Annotated in this window: 16 protein-coding genes; 2 read left to right on the forward strand and 14 right to left on the reverse strand. The window is 58.6% G+C overall.

The window, feature by feature from the left end:
• Positions 1-379: 379 nt before the first annotated feature.
• The 7 genes from leuD to G518_RS0121485 all read right to left on the reverse strand — a co-directional run bounded on the left by leuD (position 380) and on the right by G518_RS0121485 (position 7888).
• Positions 380-1003: a 3-isopropylmalate dehydratase small subunit gene (gene leuD / locus G518_RS0121455; RefSeq protein ID WP_028604294.1), complete on the reverse strand. Its 624-nt coding sequence runs from the start codon at positions 1001-1003 to the stop codon at positions 380-382.
• Complete coding sequence (locus G518_RS0121460) at positions 1000-2436, reverse strand: 3-isopropylmalate dehydratase large subunit (RefSeq protein WP_028604295.1); 1437 nt, start codon at positions 2434-2436, stop codon at positions 1000-1002. Before G518_RS0121460 ends, leuD begins: the two co-directional genes overlap by 4 nt.
• Positions 2433-3626 (reverse strand): CaiB/BaiF CoA transferase family protein, encoded by a 1194-nt coding sequence (locus tag G518_RS0121465; RefSeq protein WP_028604296.1) that lies wholly within the window; start codon positions 3624-3626, stop codon positions 2433-2435. The genes G518_RS0121460 and G518_RS0121465 overlap by 4 nt, the downstream gene beginning before the upstream one ends.
• Entirely contained in the window at positions 3623-4549 is a 927-nt protein-coding gene (locus tag G518_RS0121470; protein ID WP_028604297.1) for a hydroxymethylglutaryl-CoA lyase, read from the reverse strand. The genes G518_RS0121465 and G518_RS0121470 overlap by 4 nt, the downstream gene beginning before the upstream one ends.
• 132 nt (positions 4550-4681) lie before the next feature.
• A complete protein-coding gene (locus G518_RS0121475) occupies positions 4682-5881 on the reverse strand; it encodes an FAD-dependent oxidoreductase (RefSeq protein ID WP_028604298.1) in 1200 nt (399 codons plus the stop codon).
• A gap of 205 nt (positions 5882-6086) precedes the next feature.
• Entirely contained in the window at positions 6087-6854 is a 768-nt protein-coding gene (locus G518_RS0121480; RefSeq protein WP_028604299.1) for a maleate cis-trans isomerase family protein, read from the reverse strand.
• 29 nt (positions 6855-6883) lie between these two features.
• Complete coding sequence (locus tag G518_RS0121485; protein WP_051237218.1) at positions 6884-7888, reverse strand: Bug family tripartite tricarboxylate transporter substrate binding protein; 1005 nt, start codon at positions 7886-7888, stop codon at positions 6884-6886.
• A 137-nt stretch (positions 7889-8025) separates the two neighbouring features.
• Between G518_RS0121485 and G518_RS0121490 the strand changes: the two genes are divergently transcribed.
• Positions 8026-8811, forward strand: a complete 786-nt coding sequence (locus G518_RS0121490; RefSeq protein ID WP_028604301.1) for a GntR family transcriptional regulator — start codon at positions 8026-8028, stop codon at positions 8809-8811.
• A 63-nt stretch (positions 8812-8874) separates the two neighbouring features.
• Here the strand turns inward: G518_RS0121490 and trxB are convergent, their stop codons facing one another.
• From trxB to G518_RS0121520, 6 genes are all read right to left on the reverse strand, one after another.
• Positions 8875-9885, reverse strand: coding sequence for a thioredoxin-disulfide reductase (trxB, locus tag G518_RS36270; protein WP_051237219.1), 1011 nt, complete (start codon positions 9883-9885; stop codon positions 8875-8877).
• Positions 9886-9895: 10 nt separating this feature from the next.
• Positions 9896-10906, reverse strand: a complete 1011-nt coding sequence (locus tag G518_RS0121500; protein WP_028604302.1) for a Bug family tripartite tricarboxylate transporter substrate binding protein — start codon at positions 10904-10906, stop codon at positions 9896-9898.
• 52 nt (positions 10907-10958) lie between these two features.
• Positions 10959-12176, reverse strand: coding sequence for a CaiB/BaiF CoA transferase family protein (locus G518_RS0121505; protein ID WP_028604303.1), 1218 nt, complete (start codon positions 12174-12176; stop codon positions 10959-10961).
• 95 nt (positions 12177-12271) lie between these two features.
• Positions 12272-12577: a thioredoxin family protein gene (locus G518_RS0121510; protein WP_028604304.1), complete on the reverse strand. Its 306-nt coding sequence runs from the start codon at positions 12575-12577 to the stop codon at positions 12272-12274.
• A 26-nt stretch (positions 12578-12603) separates the two neighbouring features.
• The gene (locus G518_RS0121515; RefSeq protein WP_028604305.1) at positions 12604-13185 is read right to left on the reverse strand and encodes a UGSC family (seleno)protein; all 582 of its coding nucleotides are present in this window, start codon (positions 13183-13185) and stop codon (positions 12604-12606) included.
• 42 nt (positions 13186-13227) lie between these two features.
• A complete protein-coding gene (locus G518_RS0121520; protein WP_028604306.1) occupies positions 13228-14346 on the reverse strand; it encodes a hypothetical protein in 1119 nt (372 codons plus the stop codon).
• 179 nt (positions 14347-14525) lie between these two features.
• On the opposite strand from G518_RS0121520, the gene G518_RS0121525 reads away from it, so the two are divergent.
• Positions 14526-15473 carry a LysR family transcriptional regulator gene (locus tag G518_RS0121525; protein WP_028604307.1) on the forward strand — a complete coding sequence of 316 codons (948 nt, stop codon included), beginning with the start codon at positions 14526-14528 and terminating at the stop codon, positions 15471-15473.
• A gap of 21 nt (positions 15474-15494) precedes the next feature.
• Here G518_RS0121525 and G518_RS0121530 read toward each other — a convergent pair whose 3' ends face one another.
• On the reverse strand, positions 15495-16124 hold the full coding sequence (locus G518_RS0121530) for a cysteine hydrolase family protein (protein ID WP_028604308.1): 630 nt from the start codon (positions 16122-16124) through the stop codon (positions 15495-15497).
• Positions 16125-16374 lie beyond the last annotated feature (250 nt).

Consider the following 16374-nt stretch of genomic DNA (forward strand, 5'->3'; position numbering starts at 1 on the left):
GAACCAAAGAAATGCGACCCCAAGTCCGTGTCCCTGCGCTGCGCTCCGGGCACCCTCCGGTGCTCAGTCAAGGGGCGGTGCGGCAGAACTCACTTCTTTCGCTTCGCTCACTACGTTCAAACAACTGCCGCAAGCTAGTCCACGAAGCAAGAGCATCTTTCCGTGCTCTTGCCCGCCCCTGGATGGCCGGCCCCTTGACCTGCGCTCCTCGGCACGGCCTTAAGGGGTGGGGAGCCTAATTCGGGCCATTGCTGCGCTCGGCTTCGTAACTCAATCAGGAGCGCCGACAGCAATCAAAGCGACGCGCTTCAATCAACGGCCGCTTGCCCTCACCCCTGCCCTCTCCCGCATACGGGCGAGGGAGTAATTCGAGCTCGCTCTAGGAGTACATCCAGGGTAGATTAACTCGATCTCCAACCTCGAACGCATCGATCTGCGCCGCATGCTCCTGCAGGGTCTTGCTGATGGGGTCAAGCCCAGATAACAACTGGCCCCGTTCCTCGTCGCCCAGAGTGATCGCGTATGACACGCCCCCAGGCCCGAGCAGCTCTCGCCGCGTCAGATCCAGAGTGATCTTATTCACTTGCGGGTCAGGTGCCACTGAATCAGCGAGCGCCTTGATTTCCGGTTCTGCCAGCACCACCGGCAGCAAGCCATTGCGAATGCAGTTCGCGAAGAAAATGGCGCCGAAGCTTGGCGCTATGACGGCTCGCACGCCCCACTCCGCCAAAGCCCAGGCCGCATGCTCGCGAGAAGAGCCGCATCCAAAATTAGGGCCAGCCAGCAAAATCGTTGTGCCGATCTGCTCGGGCCTATTCAAAACGAAATCCGGATCCGGTTCGCGCGCCGCGACGTCGCGATAACGCCAGTTGGCGAAGAGGCCTTCTGCTAGCCCGTCTTTCCCTACGGTCTTGATTTCACGTGAAGGAATGATCGCGTCGGTATCAATGCTGGGCTTAAGCAGGGCCGCGGCGACCCCTATGTGTCGGTCGAAAGGCTTCATCGCTGCCCCTTCAGGAAAGGCCTCGGATCAGCAATGCATCCACTCAAGGCGGAAGCGGCCACCGTCGCAGGGCTTGCCAGATGGGTTCGGGTCTGCGGACCTTGCCTGCCTTCAAAATTTCGATTGGTGGTGCTGATCACGCGTTCAGCTACCCCGAAGCTTTCACCGCCCGAAAAAAAGCACATGGAGCATCCTGACTCCCGCCATTCAAACCCGGCGTCCGTGAATACCCGGTCCAACCCCAAAGCCTCGGCCTCTCGCTTGACGCTGGTGGATCCTGGGACACAGATCGCGCGGATGTGAGGCGCCACGCGCCGTCCGCGCAATACCTCAGCAGCGACCTGCAGGTCCGACAAGCGGCCATTGGTGCAAGAGCCGATGAACGCCGCTTGAATGGGTAGCTCAGCGAGCCTGTCCCCGGGCTGTAAGCCCATATACGAGAGGGCGCGGCCCGTGGCTTCAAGGGAATTCGTATCCGCTCCGGTATCCGGGTCAGGCACAAAGCCATCAACACCACAGGCGTGTTGAGGACTCGTTCCCCAAGTCACCATAGGAGCCAGCTCTGACGCGTCCATCTCCAACTCGACATCGAAGCTCGCACCTTCATCGCTCTTCAAGGTGCGCCAGGAAGCCAGTGCCTCGTCCCATTGCGCGCCTGCTGGCGCAAACGGACGGCCGCGCAGCATATCAAACACCTTTTCGTCAGGCGCGATCAAAGCGGTAAATGCCGAGAACTCCACCGCCATATTGCACAAAGTCTGCCGCGCTTCGATGGACATTTCACGAATCGCGGGGCCGTCAAACTCCACGACACACCGCTGAGCCCCGTCTGCACCATAACGCGCAATCAGCGCCAGCGCCACATCCTTGGCGCTCACGCCTTCAGACAAGCGCCCATTAACCAGCACGCGCATGGAGCGGGGCTTTCTGACGCGCAGAGTGCGCGTGGCCAAAGCGTGTTCGGCCTCGGACGAACCTATACCCCATGCGAGCGCACCGAAAGCGCCCTGTGTGCATGTGTGGCTGTCAGGGCATACCAGTGTGATGCCTGGCAAGACGATGCCTTGCTCAGGCGAGATCACGTGAACAATGCCTTGATTCGGGTCATTGATATCGAAGAAGTGAATACCCGCCTTGTGAGATTCATCCCGCGTAACGCGTATGAATTCCGCTCCACCTGGCATCAGCGTGGAGTCTTCCGTTCGCCCTGGCCGCGTATCGGCAATGTGATCGATCGTGGCAAAAACCTGTTGCGGGCTCCTCACGGGCAGTTGTCGTCCCGCAAGAGACTTCAAAGCCACGCCACCCATCCGTTCGTGAAGCATGACGCGGTCAATGTGCATCAAAGCCAGGCTTCCATCCGCATTGAGATCATCAATGCGGCGGCGTGACCAGATCTTCTCGAACAATGACTGCGGAGATAAACCGGTCATTGGTCGGCAATCCGCAATACGCCAGCATCCTGCATCGCCTGCAAATGCTCCTTGGATATTCCGGCGTCTAACAGCGCTTGCGCACCACCTTCGCCGATAGCAGGCACATCACGGCGCACGCCCATACGGCGGTCCCCCATTGAAATGGGAAGCCCAGGCAAGCTGGTGCTCTCACCGCTGGGCAGCGTGATGTTCACCAAACCACCGGCCTTCAGATGGGGGTCCTCAAACAGGTCTTCCGGTTTTGCGACCGGCGCGAAGGGCAGACCAATGGCTTCGAGCTTCTGCATGAGCTCCTCCTTGCCAAAGGAACCCAACCGCTCCCGGAGCAGGGAGATGTAGCGGTCTTTCTGCCGGACGCGATCATTGTTTTTCTGCAGCGTTGGGTCAGTGCCCAACTCATCAAGACCGAAGGCCGCGCAAAAGCCTCGCCATTGGGTGTCGGTCACAACCGCAACGAACACCTTGCTCTGGTCTTTGGTCTCAAAGATGTCATAGACCGCCCAGGCGGACTGGCGTTGCGTCATCGGTGGCGCAGGCTTGCCAGTGACCGCGAACTGCGCCATGTGCTGCCCCACCAGAAACGCCGTGGTTTCATATAAGGCTGTGGTCACCAGTTGGCCTTGGCCGGTACGGTGGCGCTGCTCCAAGGCGGCCATGATGCCAATGACCCCAAACATGCCTCCCATGACATCGATGACTGATGCGCCTGCGCGCATGGGCTTGTCGGGTAAGCCTGTCATATAGGCCAGGCCGCCCATCATCTGAGCCACTTCATCGAGTGCCGTGCGATGCGCATAAGGCCCGCTCAGAAACCCCTTGCCGGAGCAATAGATAACCCCTGGGTTGCTGACAGAGACTTTCTCATACCCAAGCCCCAGCGCATCCATGGCACCAGGCCGGAAATTCTCAAGAACGATATCGGCCTTGTTCAGCAAACGCAGGGCGGCATCACGCCCTGCCTCGGACTTCACGTCCAGGGCCAGGCTGGCCTTGTTGCGGTTGTACATGGGAAAGTAGCCCGCCCCAGAACCTGTCAGGCGGCGGGTGTTATCGCCTTCCAGGGGCTCGATCTTGATCACTTCGGCGCCAAGATCTGCAAGGATCAGGCCCATGCTGGGGCCCATCACCATATGCGTGAACTCGACCACCATGAGGCCGCTCAAGGGGAGATCGGTATTGAGATTCATGATGTCTTGAAGTTTTTAGGTAGGCCTGCCAGCGGCACCATGCCGTAGAGCGGCTCGCCCGGAAGGGCATCGCCGAGCAGCTGGCGCGCACGCAGGAGGCCTTCGTAATCAATGCCGGTTGAGAAGCCCATGGCTTCCAACATGAACACCAGGTCTTCCGTGACGATGTTGCCGCTGGCCCCTGGCGCAAACGGGCACCCGCCCAAGCCGCCCTGAGATGAGTCGATGGTTGTTAAGCCTTCGTCGATTGCGGCGAGGGCATTGGCCAATCCCAGGCCACGGGTATTGTGAAGATGAATCCCAGTGAGCCGGTCAGCCCCCACGCGTGCGTGAACTTTGCGAATCATGCGCCGGACTTGCGCGGGGTTGGCGTAGCCTGTGGTGTCTGATAGGCCTACTTCGTCGCAACCGGCTTCGATCAGGATCTGAGCCAGATCCATCACTTTGTCTTCCGAGACCTCGCCTTCCATCGTGCAACCAAAGGCCGTGGAGAGACTGCCTTCGAAGTGAGGCCGCTCCCCTTCAGGCAAGGTCTTCAGAAGTGCGCCAATGGCCTGCACTTCCTGAATCATTTGCTCATGCGTGCGCCGCACGTTCTTCAGGCTGTGGGTCTCGCTGCAAGAAAAGGGAATTGAGATCTTGTGCGCTCCTGCCTTCACGGCCGCTTGAGCGCCTTTCAGATTCGGCACCAGCGCCGCCACAGCAAGCCCCGGCAAGGTTTTGGCGTACGCGACCAGTTCGGCCGTATCAGCCAACTGGGGAAGCACGTGAGCCGGAACGAATGACCCCACTTCAATTTCTCGGACGCCCGCTTCGAACAAGGCGTTGATCCACGCCTTCTTCTCAGAGGTGCCCATGATGCGTTCAATGCTTTGCAGCCCATCGCGCGGGCCGACTTCGCTCACGAGGATGGCTTTGCTCATGCCCGCTCTCCGGTGTCGATGAATCTCATGACAGTCTCCTGATTTTCTATCCCTTAGGGCAAGTGCTGGTAGAAAGCATCTGCCCCAGACAATGCGGGGGCGAAACGGATCGCCCCATCTCTCGAAACCTGATTACTCGATCGCTTCGGATTCGCGCAGGCTACTGATCATCGAAGTCTCCAGCAGATACGCTGTCGCCAGCGCTTCATCAGACGCCTTGCGCTGCAGCTCAGTCAAGGAGCGCCTGCGCTTTTCCGTGTCCCGCTCCTGCATACGCGCGCGGTTCCGGCCAGACTGTTCGAGCACGTGCTTGATCGCTATCGGCCTGCGCTGACGCTCGTACAACTGAAGAAGCTCCACGCCTTCGCCAGCGTAAATCCGGTTCAGCTTGTCGGTCAGGTTGAACGCATCATGAATGCCGCCGTTCATGCCCATGCCACCGCTCGGGCTGTTGATGTGCGCAGCATCGCCGGCAAGCACCACGCGCCCATGAACGTAGCCATTCACCACGCGCTGATGAATCCTGTAAGGTCTGATCTCCAGAATTTCGTACGGCTCGGCTGTTGGGAAAATTTCCTGGAGCTTGGACTGCACCGAGGCTGGCGTCACCGCTTCCTCATCAGACTCACCGTCCCTCGGATAGAGGCTGGCCCGCCACAAATCCTTCAAGCGCAGCAAGCTGAAGGTGCCCGACTCTTTCCAGCAATAGTTGATATAGGAGAGGTTTGGAAGGTGGTCGTGAAAGGGAAACCTCGTGGTGGCCAGCACCGTGGTTTCAGGAAAGGTGTGGCCTTCAAACGTGAGCCCCAGCTGCGTGCGGATCACGCTCCTGGCGCCATCTGCAGCAATCAGGTAGGCGCCCGAGAAAGAATGCTGCTCCCCAGCCGGGTCTTGTGCAATGACCTCGACACCGTCTTCGTTCTGCGAAAAGCTCTGCACACGATGCCCGCGCAGCACTTCAATACCGGGTAGCTTGTTCTGGATGTATTCCAACTGGAACTCAGCCAAACGCCATTGCTCGCATTGCAGGCGGTACGGGTGGGCGGTGTGCGCCTTCAGTACCCCAAGATCGAACTCTGCGAATTCACCTGTGGTGTGCCAACGCACCTGCCAGGTCGGAGCCACCAAGCCAGCGTCGATCAGTCGCTGAGTGATGCCGAATCGGTCGAGCATATCGAGCGTGGGCGGATGGAATGTGGACGCGCGCAAATCGCGCGGGACTTCGGTGTCGGCCTCCAACACCAGGCATTCAATGCCGTAGTGACCTAGAAGAATGGCCGCCGTGAGGCCCACGGGGCCGCCTCCGACGATGATCACGCGTTGAGATTTCATCTTGATTCTTGATCTATGAGGTACGTTATCTGCACTACACCAACAAATGTTTCAATGGCCAACTCCTGGGCTTGACCTACACCGATCCCACATGCGGGCCAAAACGCCGCGCAAGGCTTCGCCCCTTCAACAAGTTCAGGGCCAGCCCGAACGGGAATTGAAAGGGAAAATCTTCGCGATACAGGAGACCCGCTGCGTTCTCAGCTCAACGTCGCAACGATTCCAGGCGTTGCCCCCAGTGCTCACCCTGGAGCCAGCTTTGAATGGAGTACTCGCCAGGATTCACTAGTTCCACCGCCTTCCAGGCCAGGCAGAACATGCATGAGAGAACAGGAACCCCTTGGCCTGCGCGATTGGCATCCAGCAAAGGCGCCAACGTGGGCATGCCCGTTCCCAGCATGACGACCGCGTCCACCCCACTCAATGAGCCCAGTTCACCCAGAACACCCCCTGCTTGAGCAGCGCTCAGGGAATAGATTGGATGGAAGTTGGTAGACGCGTCGTTCATGGTCGATGCCGCCTTCACCACGCTCAAGCCATGCGACTCCCAGTACGTCACGCTTTTTTGAGTCAGCGCTTCAGGATAGGGCGTTGCCAAGGCAATGCGTTTCGCGCCCATCTGAGCCAGACAATCCACCAGCGCAGTCGCCGCTGTGTAAGCCGTCACACCCCTGGCTACCCCCAGGCGCTCCAGCAAGCGCTCCTCGTTCTCGCGCCCCGCGAGATACGAGGCACCGGTGCACCCCAAAGCCAGCGCCTGAATGGGCGCGTTGGCAAACTGGCCGGACACCTGTTCAGCCACGTCAAGGTAATCCAGCAAGCGCTCTTCAATGGTTCCCTTGTTACTGACGAGCCGAGCATTGATATGTGCATAGCCCGGCGGCAGCAGGATTGAGAACTCCGGCTCAACGGTTGTATTGGCCTGGGGCGTCAGCAGCCCGATCAACCCCTTCGGGGCATATTCAACGCTCATGGTTCAGCTCCTCAGTTTCCTTCACACCATCAATCGACGGTGATGTTTTTGTCCTTGAGAACAGCCGTCCATTTGACAATCTCTTTGCGGAGATAGCCGTCAAATTCTTTGGGGCCGAGACCCAGGGGCTGCACACCAGACTTCAAAAGCTGCGCCCGCACCTCAGGGCTTGCCAGCGCTTTCACCGCTTCAGCGCGAATCCGCTCAATCACGTCAGCGGGTGTTTTTGCCGGCACAGATATGCCGAACCAGGCATCGCCCACGGTTCCTGGGTAGGTTTCGTTCATGGTGGGAACGTCCGGATAATCCGTCATTCGCTGAGCACTGCTCACCGCCAACGCCTTGAGCTTCCCGGCAGAAATCTGCGTGGCCGCCACTGCGGGGCTTGTCAACATGGCACCAATAGTGCCGCCCACCAGGTCGGTCAATGCCGGGCCTGTTCCCTTATAGGGCACATGGACCATGCGAAATTGTGCCTGCTGCTGCAAAAGCTCACCGGCCAAAAAGCCGGCGGAACCCACACCCGCAGAACCCCAGCTCACCCCTTTGGGTTCTTTACGTGCAAATTCGATGAACTGCGCCAGCGTTTTGGCCGGATGATCCGCGCGCACGACCAGCATATTCGGGAAGCTTGCAATCAGAAACACGTGAACGAAGTCGTCCATGGGCTTGTAAGCCAGCCTCTGACCAATGAGCGGCGCGGTGGTAATGGCGGCGCCGTTCGAGATGGTCAGCGTGTAGCCGTCGGCTGGCGCTTTCGATCCTGTGTCGGTTCCAATAATGGAAGCCCCGCCGCCTCGGTTTTCCACAACAACGCTTTGGCCCAGGCCCTCAGCCATTTTGGTGCCCATCAAGCGCCCCACGATGTCGCCGGTGCCCCCGGGCGAGAACGGAACGATCATCTTGACCGGCTTGTTCGGGTAGGGGTCAGCCGCCAGGGCACTGCTGATGGGCACCAGTGCAGAGACTAGAACAAGCGCGGCGGAACGCCACGTACGGCTCAGATTAGCCCGCAGGCATGGTGAGGAGAACATGAATCGTTTACCCTGTCGTGGTTGAATTCGAATTGACAGCCGAGCCTTTCAGAACCTGCTCAACTGCCGGGACCATCAAGATCGCTCTGCACGATTTGTCTTAATGTATTTACCATCATACAAATAAAATACCGGTCATGCAAATTTCCATGCCTTTGCCGAAGTACCACCGCGTATACCTGGTGCTGAAGGAGCGACTCCTTGAGGGAATCTACAACGACGGGCTTCCAGGCGAAATGGAATTTTCCAACGAATTCGAGGTTTCCAGGGTCACTATTCGCAAGGCCCTGGGAAACCTGGCTGCCGAGGGCTTGATCGAAAGAACGGCTGGGCGTGGTACGCGGCGGTTGGACGCCCAGGGAGCCCCCGGCAAAGGCGCTTCTGTGTCGGCCCCGCCCCATCTACTGGATAACCTGGTGGACATGAGCCGGAGCACCACGGTCAAGGTGTTGGAACACGCACGCCTGCCGGCCACAGAGCTGGTAGCTGCTGCGCTTCAGGTAGATCCTGGCACCGCAGTGCTGAGAGTCGTGAGACTGCGCAGCACGACGGATGGACCGGTCTCCTATATCGTGACCTGGTTGCCGTCCGCTGTTTTTCCTGGGCTCACCAAAGCCAAGCTGGAGCGCAAACCCATTCTCACCTTGATGGCGGAGGCCGGAGTGGAGATTGCCACAGCCACCCAAACCATTTCAGCGAAGCAGGCTGACAGCGTTGTCGCCAGGCACTTGGCAGTGCCAGTGGGTACGGCGCTGCTCGCGGTCAACCGCGTGGTGCTAGACAAGACGGCTCGACCCGTTCAATGGCTCCAAGGGCTGTACCGCCCGGATCGCTACGAGTACGAAATGAGCTTGTCCCGTGCGGAGGAGGCGGACACCACCAGCGTATGGATCAGCCGCGAACTCAACGCACGAATCCAGTGAGCCTTAAAGCGACGCTTCGACCCTTCGACGTGCTCAGGACAGGCCAAGCTCCGCATGAATGGCTTATGTGAGCATCCGCTCAGACACTGCAGCTTCGGCTACCTGAGTTGAGTTGAATGTGGCAACGCCGTACTGCTCCAAAAAGCTCTGCGCATCCAACGCGGCCATGCAGCCAGATCCCGCACTGGTGATGGCTTGCCGATACACATTGTCCTGAACATCTCCGGCGGCGAAGACGCCCGGGACGCTCGTCATGGTTGCAAACCCGTTGCTCCCTGATCGAGTCGTGATGTAGCCGTTCTTCATGGTCAGTTGGCCGTCGAAGATCGCAGTGTTGGGACTGTGGCCTATTGCAATGAAACAGCCGCGCAGCGCGATATCCTCGGTTTGGCCATCGGGCAAATGAAGCAGACGAACCCCTGTAACACCCCCACCGTCGCCCAGGACGTTGTCGAGCGTGGTATTCAGCTTAAGCCGCAAGTTCCCGGTACGCACGCGCTCGTACATTTTGTCCAGCAAGATGGGCTCCGCCCGGAACACCTCCCTCCGGTGAATGAGTGTCACGCTCCGGGCGATGTTTGATAAGTGCAAGGCTTCCTGGACCGCTGTATTGCCTCCTCCCACAACACAGACATCTTCGTTTCGGTAGAAAAACCCATCGCAGGTGGCACAGCCGGAAACGCCTCTTCCCATAAACTCCTGCTCAGAAGGCAGTCCAAGATATTTGGCGGACGCCCCCGTTGCAATGACCAAGGCGTCACAGGTGTAGGAGTTGTTATCGCCAAACAGCCTGAAGGGCCTACTGCCGAGCTCCACGCGGTGGATGTGATCAAAGACCACCTCGATGTTAAAGCGCTCGGCATGGGCTTGAAAGCGCTGCATTAGCTCAGGGCCCTGCACGCCATGCACATCGGCAGGCCAGTTATCCACCTCTGTGGTGGTCATGAGTTGGCCACCTTGCGCCATTCCCGTGATGAGCATGGGCTGCAGGTTGGCACGTGCCGCATAGACCCCGGCCGTATAGCCCGCAGGCCCGGAGCCCAGAATCAGAACCTTGGCGTGTCTGGCGGTCATGGAGCCGGTGTCATTCAAGGCGGATACCGGCGGCGCGCACGATACCTGCGTAGCGTTGTGCCTCGGATGCGCAGAAGGCACTGAACTGCTCTGGGGTGTCGCCCACCGGCTCAGCCAGCACGTCGGTGATGCGCTTTCGCACGTCTGGCATAGCCAGTACCTCTTTGACCTCCGCGTAGATCCTGGCTGTCACAGCCCGCGGCAACTTCGCTGGCCCCCAGAGACCGTACCAGGAGGACAGGTTAACGCCTGGATAGTTCAACTCTGCAAAGGTGGGCACGTCAGGAAGCACGTCAACCCGACGTGGCGAGGTCACGGCAAGTGAGCGAAGCCTTCCGCTCTTTACGAGGGCGATGGACGACGGCATGGAGTCCAACATGTAGGTAACTTGCCCCCCCATGACATCTGTCAACGCCGGCGCACTGCCTTTGTAGGGGACATGCAGAACGTCGAGCTTGGCGACCGTCTTCAGGAGCTCACCCGTCAGATGACCAGGTGTACCGTTGCTCGAAGAAGCAAATGAGTGCTTTCCTGGCTGCGAGCGGACGAGCTTCAACAGATCATCAAATGAGCGTACTGGCGAATCAGCGCTGATGACGAGCTGAATCGGCGTCGTAGCGACGTTGGTTATAGGCTGGAAGTCCTTGAGCGGGTCATGGGGCATCTTGGAGAACAACGCAGGGTTGACAAGATGCCCGGAGACGTTGATCAGCAAGGTGTACCCATCAGGCGCTGCTTTCGCCACGGCATCGGCACCAATCATGCCGCTTGCACCTGGGCGATTCTCGATAGTCACCGTCTGACGCAGCCGCTCCGAGAGGGCCTGCCCGACGACACGGGCCACGATATCTGTGGGGCCGCCCGCAGGAAACGGCACCATGATTCGAATCGGCTTGGACGGAAAGTCGTCCTGCGCCCAAGCTCCACTCGGCAATCCGGCGGCTACGGTGCCGGACATCGCAATCATGAAACGACGTCGGTCCCAGGCACCGGATTGGGGCCATTGTTTATGGTGGTTCATTTTGTCTCCTGGTTGTTGTTGAAAACGTCGGAACGTTGTTTTCGCTTCTTTTTTAGACGTGACCTCTGGATAACTCGGTGACACCAGCCTCACCAGAGCCGAGCCACTCGTGCAAGACCTTCTCCGTATCTGCGCCAAGCGCTGGTGGTGCTGTCCGGTACTCGACAGGGGTCCGTGAGAGCTTCAATGGACTTCCCACCATGCTGACACTGCCCTCAGCTCCACTAGGCAGCGGGATCTTCATGCCTCGATGAAGAACGTGGTGGTCTGCGAAGACGTCAGCGAGTTCATTGATGGGTCCGCAGGGAACGGACTGAGCCTCCAGCCTTTCCAGCCAATAGGCGCTGGGCAGTTTTTTGATCTGGGCCTTGATGAGGGGAATCAGCTCATCTCTTGATGCCAATCGGGCAGTATTGGTGGCAAACCGGGGGTCATCCGCCCAGGAGGCCATGTCAAGCACCTCGCACAGCCGACGGAACTGGCCATCGTTGCCCACGGTGATGATGATGTGCCCATCCTGAGTTTCGAAGTCCTGGTATGGGACGATATTGGGATGGGCATTTCCCAGACGCTGTGGCTGGACTCCGCTGGCAAGAAAATTCATGGCCTGGTTGGCCAGGCAAGCCACCTGGACATCCAGCAGGGATACGTCTACATGCTGCCCCTCGCCTGTTTTCTCCCTGTGAGAGAGGGCGGCTTGAATTCCAACGGTAGCGTAGAGGCCAGTCAAGATATCCGTCAGGGCGACACCCACCTTCAGTGGGCCGGCACCCTCTTCGCTGTCTGGCCGACCTGTGATGCTCATCAAACCGCCCATCCCCTGAATGAGGAAGTCGTATCCAGGCCGGTTGGCGTAAGGGCCGCTCTGGCCAAAACCGGTAATGGAGCAGTACACGAGCCCGGGGTGCTTTTGACTCAAAGTTTCGTAGTCGAGCCCATAAGCGCGAAGACCACCGACCTTGAAGTTCTCAATCAGCACGTCGCACTTGCGAGCAAGCGCCGCAACGACTCGTTGCCCCTCTGGATCAGTGAAATCAATGGCGACGGAGCGCTTGTTCCGATTGGCACTCACGAAATAGGCAGACTGCGGCACCTCGCCCCACTGCGGGTCGCTGACCCAAGGAGGGCCCCAGCTGCGCGTGTCATCGCCCGATCCCGGGCGTTCAACCTTGATGACATCTGCACCCAGATCTGCCATGACCTGACTTGCCCAAGGACCTGCGAGCACCCGTGAAAGATCCAGCACTTTGAGATGTGACAACGCACCCATTTCTGCCCGCTTTGATAAAAGAGTGTCACGTCGTCCTGCGCAGCCTTGCAGGGCGCGCTAACGACAAATTTCTGCACGGCAACCGCGCCAAATCGCTATACAGCCCCATGGGCTGATAGCCACGTAATCAGCTGCGTTCGAGAAGCCGCCCCAGTCCTGCTGGCAACGTGTTTTCCATCCTTGAAGAGCAGCAGCGTGGGCACGCCTCGAACGCCATACAGCTTGGCCACCTCCGGATTCGCACCAACGTCGATCTTCTCCACAGCCAATTGCTCTTTCAGTTCATCAGCGAGCGTGTCCAGAATGGGGGCAAGCGCAGCGCAAGGCCCACACCCTGGAGTAAAGCAGTCGACAAGTACGGGCGTTGTGGAACGCGCTACCAACACGCCGATATCCGTCATGGACATCTCTCCTATCGCCGCACCCATCACTGAAGGTCAACCTTGATTTGCAGCGGAGGCTGAGTGCCCAGCCAGACCTTCTGGGCCTGCTCTCTGATCTGCGCGACCCGCTGCGCCACCTCTTCAGCAGTGATCGAGCTGACCGGATGGGTAATCACCACCGGCTCAAGGGTCTTCATGCCCACGGCCTGGCGGGTGAGTTCGGTCTCACGCACGAACTCGGTCGTGATGATGACCGCGCTGGGAATGCCAAGCTTCTCCAGTGCGATGGAGTCCCTCACGCACGCTGAGCAGCACGAACCACAGTCGCCGATAGCGGTGAGGACCACGTCATTTTCACTGGCGATCTTCTCGATGAGTTCGGGCGCGGCATCTTTGGAGAAGCTATGTTTTACGTAGTAGTTCACCGCAGCGAACTCGATGTCTTCGCCAAGCGCTGCAGCGGCTCCTCGCAGCAGCTTGTTGGCGTTCCATTTCGAGTTATCCAGAATGCCCAGACGAAGTTTCTTGAGGTCCTTCTTACGCGCGGACGTTGGGACGTTTTCGAACCGAAGCGCGCCGCGCGGGTCGTAAACAGCTACCTTGCTGGGATCAGCTTTCATCAACATGGTTCTCTCCTAAGTTTTCTGGAATATTCCGCTCACGCCTTCTCAGAGGGCACAAGCGCCACCAACGCAATCAGCTCCGTTGTCGTTGGCGCTGCTGCCTTCAATCGGCTGAAGCACCGGGGTGCTCATGTGGCCCCATCCAGGAATCAGCACCGAGAAGCGGCCCGCTTCGCCACCCATCACGAAGAGGTGAATGTGATCCGGGCTGTGAATGATGGGAATACGTGTGTTGTCTTCGCGCTTGTAATACTTCGGCAAGTTGCGGTTGTAGACCTTGCCGTAGCGATGTCCGTACGCCAGGTCGATGAAGCGATTGCCGTGGTTCGCAAAGAGGTAGTTTCGAATGTCGGCGCGTGACCAACCGCGCTTACCGATGGTCTCTGCATGCTCAAGACCGAGGACAACGGCAATGTGGCCCCCCAAGACAGCGCTGTTGGAAGCAATGGTGCTCATGGCCGAGCACATGGTGTCCAGAATGCCCTCCGGGTCGTTGGAGATGTGGTTCGTGACACTGTGCGGCGCCTCGGCAGCCATGGCGAACACGGTCGAGTCTTCAGGCTTATAGCCATGCTCCACGTGGTAAGGCGCTAATGGGCTCTGCGCTTCGTTCTCGCAGACACAGTACGTGTATTTGCCTGGGTGTCCCAGCGTGCTCTTGTCCAGGTCGCCAGGCCAGCCACCACCGACGTTGAGCATGATCAGCCGCAACGCCCGGCCAATGGTGGCGTTGGCTCGGTTGCCGGAACCGAATGCGTTCACACCCCCATTCATTCCGATCTCACGCGCTATCGGGCCATTCACGATGAGAAGAGGCGAGGCGACGTGCGTGGTCGCTTGCACACCATTCAGGTTGAAAGCTTGCTGAGTAACGGCCCGCACCGCGGCCAGCACTACGGGAGCGTACTCGGGCTTGCAACCAGCCATCACCATGTTGATGGCCAGCACTTCACGGGTGAGATCCCCCCAGCGAGGGGCAATGCGTGCTTCGACGAAGGACGGGTCGCCCCCAAGGCGTGCGACGACCTCATCGATCTTTTCCTGAGTGGGAGGAACAACGGGCAAGCCGTCGCTGAAGCCCCGTTCGTAGTAATACTCGACCAAGTCCACGCTCGCTGGAACGTGGCTTACGACTGAGGCTGGCGTTTGCAATACGGCGTTCATCCGTGTCTCCTATTGATAGCGATGAGATGGCGACTAGGTGTCTTGCGCTAAAGCATAGGAGAGATGCCCCATTCATTACAAGATCAATCTATTTCTCTAAATGATTCCACTTTCTGCATAATTGCGTGACCCTGCGCGCTTTTCTCTCTGAGAGCGTGGGTTGAAGATTGGAGAAGACGATGGCCACCGAGATTCTTCCGGACCTGAGCTCGAGAGAGCTGCAGGCCATCTGCGCAATTGCCGAGTGCGGCAGCTTCATGTCCGCGGCTATCACTTTGAACGTCTCGCAGCCTGCCTTGACCCGCACCGTGCAGCGCGTGGAGAAGGCTGTGGGCCTGGAGCTTTTCCGGCGCTCCACCCGGCGCGTGGAGGTAACACCTGCCGGTCAGGAATTCATTTCACTGGCCACAAGGGTGCTCGCCGACCTTCGGATCTCGTTCGGCAATATGCGTGAGATCACCGACGAGCAACGCGGCATAGTCACCGTCTCCACGGTGATGTCGGTTGCCTACACGCAGCTACCGCGCATCATTGCGGGATATCGGCAAGTGAAACCGAAAATCGAGCTCCAGGTTCGAGAGGGCGTCCACGGCACCGTGTCTGACGACGTCAGAAGTGGAAGCAGCGACCTTGGCGTGACCTACATTGACGATGTCGCAAGCGAGTTCAGCACGATCTCGCTAAGCCACGAGGTCTTTCATGTAGTCATGCCCAGCAAACATCCGCTGGCCAAGCAAAGCAAGATCAACTTAGACGACCTGCGTAGCTTCCCGCTCATTTCACTGCCCAAAGAGGCGCAGACTCGTCGACTTCTGGACAGCCATGCCTCGGTGATCGGAGTGACCCTTTCCCATGCCGTTACGGTCAATCACTTCGCGACCTTGGTTCAGTGTGTATATGCCGGTGTGGGTATCGCTATAGTCCCCAGTGGAGCAGTTCCCGCAGCCCTTCACGCCGATTTGGTGACCCGGCCGCTTATGCAACCCAAGTTAAGCAGAACGATCGGGGTCATCCTCCTCAAGGACAGAACACTCACCCCGAGTGCCCGCGGGTTTCTCTCACACCTGCAGGCGGATTGGAAACACGTCAAAGAGACTAAGCCCCGCGGTTCACGCGCGCAGAGTTGATCATCATCCCAACAGCTTGCATCAGCCAGGAAGCGGAGCAGCGACTAGCCCGATGAAATCGGCGCAACTCATCACTTCTGCCACATTGCGCATATCCGCCAGCGAGGTTTTGTGCCGCTCTTCACCGAAGGCTGCGCAACCGTTGTCCAGGACGATGGTGTGGTAGTCCCGCATGTGGGCATCTCGTACCGTGCTCGCGACACCGCCATTGGTCACGATGCCACAAACGGCTACGGTATCTATGCCTGCGCGGCGGAGGACCCAGTCCAATTGGGTATTGAAAAACGCTGAGTAGGCGACCTTGTTGACGGTCACATCAACCAGGCCTTTCAGGGCATCCACGTTCGCGTGGCCCCAACTGCCAGCAGCGAAGTCGCCTTTGCTCAAATAGGGGCGAAGCGCCTTGAGATGTGGAGACACCATCGGCTCACCTTGTGCATCAGTCCAGAGCGTGAACTGACTCGTGGCCACCATACCGCCGGCAGACTTGAGCGCCCTCGCTACCTCAGCCACACGCTCCGGCAGCAATAGTGCCGGTGGATTGGAGTCGCCTCCGCGGGTATAGGTGCCTTGCGGATGCAGGAAATCGTTCTGCAGGTCAATGATGACCAGAGCAGTCCTGGCCGGTACGATGGTCTTTTCTTTGCTCAAAATAATCCCAAAAACAGCATTTCACCGCTGATAGCTTCGCAGAACCCTTATGGAACCGTGAGAGGCTTGGAAATTGCCGGTAGCTAACGGACCGCAGTGGACCATTTCCGCTTTTGGCGCTACAAGCTCTGCAGCTGTCCAATTCAGTCTGATTATGATATCAATGAAACATTATCAATCCTGCACGGTGACGTGTTAACCGTTCGGGCTGAGCTTGGCCTGTCCTGAGCCCGTCGAGGGGTCGAAGCGC

The sequence above is a fragment of the Ottowia thiooxydans DSM 14619 genome, from assembly GCF_000422885.1.
Classification (GTDB): domain Bacteria; phylum Pseudomonadota; class Gammaproteobacteria; order Burkholderiales; family Burkholderiaceae_C; genus Ottowia; species Ottowia thiooxydans.

Coding starts and splice junctions, on each gene's coding strand:
- leuD (WP_028604294.1), bottom strand. CDS start 1,003: ATGAAGCCTTTCGACCGACACATAGGGGTCGCCGCGGCCCTGCTTAAG.
- G518_RS0121460 (WP_028604295.1), bottom strand. CDS start 2,436: ATGACCGGTTTATCTCCGCAGTCATTGTTCGAGAAGATCTGGTCACGC.
- G518_RS0121465 (WP_028604296.1), bottom strand. CDS start 3,626: ATGAATCTCAATACCGATCTCCCCTTGAGCGGCCTCATGGTGGTCGAG.
- G518_RS0121470 (WP_028604297.1), bottom strand. CDS start 4,549: ATGAGCAAAGCCATCCTCGTGAGCGAAGTCGGCCCGCGCGATGGGCTG.
- G518_RS0121475 (WP_028604298.1), bottom strand. CDS start 5,881: ATGAAATCTCAACGCGTGATCATCGTCGGAGGCGGCCCCGTGGGCCTC.
- G518_RS0121480 (WP_028604299.1), bottom strand. CDS start 6,854: ATGAGCGTTGAATATGCCCCGAAGGGGTTGATCGGGCTGCTGACGCCC.
- G518_RS0121485 (WP_051237218.1), bottom strand. CDS start 7,888: ATGTTCTCCTCACCATGCCTGCGGGCTAATCTGAGCCGTACGTGGCGT.
- G518_RS0121490 (WP_028604301.1), top strand. CDS start 8,026: ATGCAAATTTCCATGCCTTTGCCGAAGTACCACCGCGTATACCTGGTG.
- trxB (WP_051237219.1), bottom strand. CDS start 9,885: ATGACCGCCAGACACGCCAAGGTTCTGATTCTGGGCTCCGGGCCTGCG.
- G518_RS0121500 (WP_028604302.1), bottom strand. CDS start 10,906: ATGAACCACCATAAACAATGGCCCCAATCCGGTGCCTGGGACCGACGT.
- G518_RS0121505 (WP_028604303.1), bottom strand. CDS start 12,176: ATGGGTGCGTTGTCACATCTCAAAGTGCTGGATCTTTCACGGGTGCTC.
- G518_RS0121510 (WP_028604304.1), bottom strand. CDS start 12,577: ATGACGGATATCGGCGTGTTGGTAGCGCGTTCCACAACGCCCGTACTT.
- G518_RS0121515 (WP_028604305.1), bottom strand. CDS start 13,185: ATGTTGATGAAAGCTGATCCCAGCAAGGTAGCTGTTTACGACCCGCGC.
- G518_RS0121520 (WP_028604306.1), bottom strand. CDS start 14,346: ATGAACGCCGTATTGCAAACGCCAGCCTCAGTCGTAAGCCACGTTCCA.
- G518_RS0121525 (WP_028604307.1), top strand. CDS start 14,526: ATGGCCACCGAGATTCTTCCGGACCTGAGCTCGAGAGAGCTGCAGGCC.